Annotated in this window: 7 protein-coding genes; all 7 read right to left on the minus strand. The window is 74.5% G+C overall.

All coding sequences use genetic code 11. The features are described from left to right. Positions 1-140: 140 nt before the first annotated feature. Positions 141-2180, minus strand: a complete 2040-nt coding sequence (locus tag N912_RS0147885) for a proton-conducting transporter transmembrane domain-containing protein (RefSeq protein ID WP_028927991.1) — start codon at positions 2178-2180, stop codon at positions 141-143. Continuing rightward, positions 2177-2671, minus strand: a complete 495-nt coding sequence (locus N912_RS0147890; RefSeq protein ID WP_211261660.1) for an NADH-quinone oxidoreductase subunit B family protein — start codon at positions 2669-2671, stop codon at positions 2177-2179. The genes N912_RS0147885 and N912_RS0147890 overlap by 4 nt, the downstream gene beginning before the upstream one ends. A gap of 64 nt (positions 2672-2735) precedes the next feature. Next, positions 2736-3116, minus strand: a complete 381-nt coding sequence (locus N912_RS59575) for an ArsR/SmtB family transcription factor (protein WP_051581820.1) — start codon at positions 3114-3116, stop codon at positions 2736-2738. Between the two features lie 99 nt (positions 3117-3215). After that, positions 3216-3764: a flavodoxin domain-containing protein gene (locus tag N912_RS59580; protein WP_051581819.1), complete on the minus strand. Its 549-nt coding sequence runs from the start codon at positions 3762-3764 to the stop codon at positions 3216-3218. Between the two features lie 211 nt (positions 3765-3975). After that, entirely contained in the window at positions 3976-4857 is an 882-nt protein-coding gene (locus N912_RS0147905) for a universal stress protein (protein WP_028927993.1), read from the minus strand. Further along, positions 4857-5483, minus strand: coding sequence for a CBS domain-containing protein (locus N912_RS0147910; protein WP_037070424.1), 627 nt, complete (start codon positions 5481-5483; stop codon positions 4857-4859). The genes N912_RS0147905 and N912_RS0147910 overlap by 1 nt, the downstream gene beginning before the upstream one ends. 97 nt (positions 5484-5580) lie before the next feature. Beyond that, a partial coding sequence (locus N912_RS0147915; protein ID WP_028927995.1) for a sensor histidine kinase occupies positions 5581-6008 on the minus strand: 428 nt, incomplete at its 5' end.

Consider the following 6008-nt stretch of genomic DNA (forward strand, 5'->3'; position numbering starts at 1 on the left):
ATCCCGCCACGGCTGCCCCACCCCGGCACCCACCCGGCCCTCCAACCGAGCCCGCACCTGCCGCATCACACCGGCCAACACCGGCGACCCCACCACCAACAACACCGGCTGCACCACCCCACCGGCGACCCCCAACACACTCACCGCAACACCGCCAACACCACCAACGCCGCACACACCGTGTAGAAGCCATAACCCAAATACCGATGCACCGACCCGGTCGCCAACCGCCGCCCAACCCGACCCCACACCGCCACCGCCGCCAACACCGGCCCATACAGCCGCCGCTCGATCCGATCCGGCACCCGCCGCCGGAACTGCACCGCCCGCACCAGGTAGCGCGACTCCTCGTGGTGGTCCACGTCCACATCCGTCTCCGGCGCCACCACGTCGTCGAAGACCCGCTGCAGCGGCTCGGCGAACGAGGTGGCCGTGTACTCCATCCGCGCGGACATCGGCCCACCGCCGCAGTCCCACAACCGGGCCTCCCGCCGCGCACCCCGCCCGGCCGCGACCGCTCGCACCGCTCCCAGCGCGACCGCCGCGGCACCGGCCAGCACCAGGGTGAGCACCAGCGGCGACAGCGCCCCGGTCACGCCGGCCAGCCGCAGCGTGACCGCCCCGGACACCCCGACCCCACCGGCCCCGAGCGCGACGGTGCCGGCCGAGGCGACCGCCGGCAGCACCGACCCTGGTGCCAGCGCCAACACCACGCACGCCAGGCCGGCCAGCGCCATCCCGGCCAGCATCCCCGGCGGGCTCTCCCGCGCCCGCTCCGCCCCCGGACTTCGTGGCCTGGCCAGAAATCCGACCCCGAACGCCTTCACGAACGTCGCCACCGACAGCCCCGCCGTCAGCGCCACCGCGGCCACCGCCACCGGCATCGCGATCGCCACTGCCGTGGACGGCAACGTCGCCGGCGAGGTGGGCAGCCCGTGGATCAACGCCTGCAGCAGCAACCACTCCGACACGAACGCCGTCCCCGGCGGCAACGCCGACGCGGCCAGCGCCCCCAGCCCGAACGCCCAGGTCGTCACCGGCATCCCCACCCGCAACCCACCGAGCTGATCCAGATCACGCGTTCCGGAGCCGCGCAGCACCGACCCGGCCGCCAGGAACAGCAACGTCTTGAACGCCGCGTGGTTGATCGTGTGCAACAGGGCCGCGCCCAGCGCCAGCCCCGCCAGCACACGCTGCCCCGACGACTCGAACAGCCCCGCCGCGCCGACCCCGACCAGCACCAGACCCATGTTCTCCGTGGTCGACTGGCCCAACAGCCGCTTCAGGTCGGTGCTCATCGCCGCCTGCAAGATCCCGTACACGGCCGAGCACGCGCCCACCCCGAGCACCACCAGCCACCACCAGCGCGCCCCACTGCCGAGCAGGTCGAGCCCCACCCGCACGATCCCGTACACGCCGAGGTTCACCATCGCCGCGGACATCAACGCCGACACGTGGCTCGGCGCCTCCGGATGCGCCCGGGGCAACCAGGCGTGCAGCGGCACGATCCCCGCCTTCGACCCGAACCCCACCAGCGCCGCCACGAACACCACGCCCGCCACCGCCGGCGGCAACCCCCGGCCGGCCTCCCGCAGCGCGGCGAACGAGTCGTCCGCGGCATGCGCGACGAACACCAGCAACCCGGCCAGCACAGCCAGGAACCCCAGGTGGGTCATCACCGCGTACCACAGGCCGGCCCGCGCCACCTCCGGACGGTGCCGATGCTCGGCCACCACCAGCAGCAGCGAGGTGAGCGCCATCAGCTCCCAGCACACCAACAACGTCGACACGCTCGCCGCCGCCGCGACCAGCAGCATCGCCACCACGAACGACGGCAGCGCGGCCGACACCACCCGTCCGCCGAGGCCGTGCGAACGGGTGTACGAGACGGCATACACGCCGGCGAGCACCGCCACCGCGCCGGTCACCGCGACGAACAACCCACCCAGCGCGTCCAGCCCGAACGACACCCCGGCCAGCGGCAGCACCTCGGCCAGCGCCACCGAGAACGACTCCCCGCCCAGTGCGGCCGCACCGGCGACCACCGCCGCCGCGCCCGTCACCGCCGTGCCCACCCCGGCAACGGCCGGCCGCACCCGGCCCGGCGCCACCAGCGCCGTCACGGCGGTACCCACGCCCGCCACCCCGGCCGCCGCGAACCCCGCCGCCGCGAGGCTCATCGGCCGGTCAGCTTCCGCAGCCCCTCCACGATCGCCTCCGGGCGCGGCGGGCACCCGGCGATCTCCACGTCCACCGGCACCACCTCCGACACCGCGCCCACCGCCCCGTAGGCGCCGGCGAACACGCCACAGTTGCGGGCGCAGTCCCCCACCGCGACCACCACCTTCGGCCCCGGCACCGCCTCGAACGTGCGCCGCAACGGCTCGGCCATGTTCCGCGTCACCACCCCGGTGACCACCAGCGCGTCCGCATGCCGAGGCGAGGCCACCAACCGCGCCCCGTACCGCTCGGCGTCGTACACCGGCCCGAACGCCGAACCGATCTCCACCTCACACCCGTTGCACGAGCCGGCATCCACGTGCCGGACCTGCACCGAACCACCCAGGCCCGCCGCCGGCCGCGCCCCGTCCCCCGCAACGGTCAGGTCCCTGGCCGGCGCGGGCTCCGCCACCCGCCCGGTCCGGCGAATCTTGCGCCACAAACCCAGCACACCGCACTCCCACGATCACCCGAGAACCCACAACCAGACGCCAACGATCAGCGGGGTGACCGGCTCAACCGGCCGGCCCGCCCGGTCGGCCCACACCGGTCGACGACGACGCCGATGCGGCCGGGGTGCGCAGGTCCTCCAGCAGCTCGGCCTGCCCGGACAGCACGCCGGTCAGGATCCTGCGCGCCACCGCGAGCAGCTCCGCGACATGCGGGCTGGTCAGCGAGTAGAACACCGTCGAGCCGGCCTTGCGGGTGCTCACCAACCCCGCGCGGCGCAACACCGCCAGCTGCTGGGACAGGTTCGCCGGCTCGATGCCCACCTCCGGCAGCATCTCCGCGACCGAGTGCTCCCGCTCGCTGAGCAGCTCCAACACCCGGATCCGGGCCGGATGTCCCAAGGTCTTGAAGAACTCCGCCTTCAGCAGGTACAGGGGCCTGCTCACCGCCACCCCTCTCCACGACCATGCAGGACCACTCGACGTCCAGAGCCGGCGGTGGAGGCCAGCCGCGGGCACGGTCGCGAGTTTCAGCAGTTGCTAAGCTTAGCAACTGCTGAAACAACATTCCCGCCGCGACGGCTCTAGGGCTCCGGATCCCCGTTCACCGGTCGATCGGTCTCGCGGCGCGATCCGGGAGACGCCGGTCAGGGTGGCTGCGATCTCATGAGCACAGGCTCGGATCGAGTCCCAGTCGCGGTTGTCCCCGCGCAGCTCGGCGCTGGAGGCGACCCAGCGCGCCACCGGCCCGACGGCATGTGCCCGGTCGAGGCGGCCACCGAACGTCACCGGCATCCCCGCGCCGATGCGCCCGGCGAGCCGGCGCGCCGCGAACGGCACCCGTGAGCCGTCCGCCCCACCGCAGGGACCGCTCTGGAACAGCCACACCGGCCTGCCCCGCGGCGCGGCGCGGTGCCGGCGCAGATAGCGCAGCGCGGCGCGGCGCCACCGACGCAGGTAGATCGCGCTACCGACCACCACCGCGCGGTAGCCGGCCGGGTCGGGCGCGCGGTCGGCCGGGTGGACGTCGACCGACACGCCCGCGCCCCTGAGCTCCTCGGCGATCACGTCGGCGATCTCCTCGGTCGAGCCCATCTTGGTCGCGAATCACATGGCCGCTCACCTCCGCACGCCATGGTCACCGGGGTCGAGCGGGCGCGGTACCGACGAAGGTCATCGGGCCAGCGGACGGACGGCCCTGCCCTCCCGACGACACGACGGCATCCTCGGCTTCGTGCCGGGCCTGGCGGGCATGCACGACGTCGACGGCTACGCCGACGCGCGGCGGGTTCGAACGGGCACGGGGCTAGCCCCGGTCCGGCCGGACCACGGCGACCGGGCATCGCGCGCCGTGCAGCACGGCGTGGCTCACCGAGCCGAGCACCATGCCGGTGAGCTGTCCGCGCCCACGCGAGCCCACCACCAGCAGCTGGGCACGAGCCGCCTGTTCGAGCAGCGCGTGCGCCGGCCGGTCCCGGGTGACCACCCGCCGGACCTGGACGTCCGGGAACTTCTCCGACCAGCCGGCCAACCGCTCGGCGAGGACCTCCCGCTCGCCGGTCTCGATCGCCTCCCAGTCCAGCATCGGCGCCACGCGGGGGTCGAACACCAGGTCCGACCAGGTGTGCACGGCCACCAGCGGAACGCCGCGCAACGAGGCGGCCTCGTAACCGAACGCGACGGCCTCCTCGCCGTGCGGCGACCCGTCCACGCCCACCACCACCGGCAGGATCGTCGACGAGTCGGCCGGCTCGCGTACCACCACGACCGGGCAGGCGGCGTGGCCCGCCAGTGACACCGCCACCGACCCGACGAGCAGCCCGAGGACGCCGCCGGAGCCGCGATCGCCCAGCACGACCTGCGCCGCGCGCCCCGACTCGGCGCGCAGCACCTGGACCGGGGAGCCGGCCACGACCTCCGTCTCCACCCGCGTGCCTGGCGCACGCTCGGCCACCGCGGCGGCGGCATCGTCGAGCTCGGCGCGCATGGTGGCCATGAGCTTCGTCCGGTAGTCCCCGGACACCAGCCGCGCTTCCAGCGGCAGTGCGTCCGCCCAGGCGAACGCGCTGACCAACCGGACCGCCGACCCCCGTCGACGCGCCTCCCCGGCGGCCCACCTGACCGCGCCGAGCGCGGCCCGCGAGCCGTCCACACCCACCACGATCGGACGCCCGGCACGAGACGACATCACGATCCTCCTCCGGCGGCGGACTCGGCCCGGGCGGACACCCGGGCTCGCGCCACGCCGGGCACCTGCTCGGCGAGCACCCGCGCGGTGTGCCAGTCCTCGGGGCGGTCCATCCGGTCGGACAGCAGCACCGCGCCGGCGTCGACGGCGACCTCGAACCGGCCGAGCGTGAAGCACGACTCCAGCCGCACCCGTACCGCCGAGGCGATCCGTTCGTCCCGCCTCGCCACCGTGCGCACCAGGTCCCGGTAGGTCACCACGCCGATGACCGACCCGTCCCGGCACACCGGCACCGCGCGCACCCGCGCCCCGCGCATCCGCTCGACCAGCTCGTGCACGTCGTCCCGGCCGGTCGCGGTGAGCACCTCGCGGGTCATCACCTCACCCACGGTGGCGCCCGGCCGCGCGGCCGTCCCGGCCGTGCCCGAGGCGGTGAGCCGGGCCTCGGCCGGGAACCGGTCGCGGACCAGGTCGCCCTCGCCGAGGATGCCCACCAGGCGCAGCTCGTCGTCCACCACCGGCAGCACGGTGAATCCCCGGGTCGCCAACAGCTCGGCCGCCACCTTGACCGGTGTTGCCGCCGTGACCGTCACCGCCGGGGTGCTCATCGCCGCCTCGACACGCATGCTCGTCCTCCCTCGCCGTCTCGCCCCAGCGTGCGCGTCTCCCCGGCGACCCGGACAGGGCCGGTCGACCACCCGGCCGGTGCCGTTGGTCCCGGGCTCACGGGGTCAGCGGCGCGGTCCAGAGCAGCCGGGTGCCGCCGTGGGCGGCCGGTTCGACCACGAACGAGCCGCCCATCTCGCCGGCGCGCTGCCGGAGGTTGTGCAGCCCGCTGCGGGCCACGGTGTCCGGGATCCCCACCCCGTCGTCGACGACGTCGATGACCAGGTCGTCGTCCACGGACACGGTGACCGTCAGCTCGCGCGCTTGGGCGTGGCGTACCGCGTTGCTGACCGCCTCGCGGACCACCGCCTCGGCGTGCTCGGCCAGCGGGGCGGACACGACGTCGAGCGGGCCCGACATCCGCACCGTGGTGCGCAGCGGCACGTCCCTGGTCAGCTCGGTGATGACGTCGTGCAGCGTGGTGCGCAGCCGGGGCGCGCCGGTCGGGCCGGCCTGCAGGTCGAAGATCGCGCTCCGGATCTCCT

This window comes from Actinospineispora acaciae DSM 45401 (assembly GCF_000620785.1).
Classification (GTDB): domain Bacteria; phylum Actinomycetota; class Actinomycetes; order Mycobacteriales; family Pseudonocardiaceae; genus Pseudonocardia; species Pseudonocardia acaciae.